Here is a 230-nt window from a genome sequence, read left to right as displayed (position 1 = left end):
GCATCAACATCATCAGCAATACCATTGCTATCTGTATCGTTCACTGCTGGTACAACTGTATCTAGAGCATCTAAACGAGCATCTAAGCTATTTTTAGCTGCTGATTCAGGTAATGCATCTACCAATCCTTGTGCTGTACCTTTCAACGCATCTAATTGATCTTTGATCGCTTGTAATTGAGCTTGCGTTGCTGGACTGATCACACCATTTTTAGCAGCAATTGCCTCTAC

Annotated in this window: 1 protein-coding gene; it reads right to left on the bottom strand. The window is 41.3% G+C overall.

The genetic code is table 11. The features are described from left to right. Positions 1 to 230, bottom strand: a 230-nt coding sequence (locus AC1M9P_RS14680; protein WP_481588100.1) for a GA-like domain-containing protein, incomplete at both ends; no start/stop codon positions are given.

It is taken from the genome of Acinetobacter sp. 25-47-122 (assembly GCF_056779695.1).
Note: the sequence above shows the minus strand (reverse complement) of the source record. Positions and strands in the feature narration are given on the sequence as shown.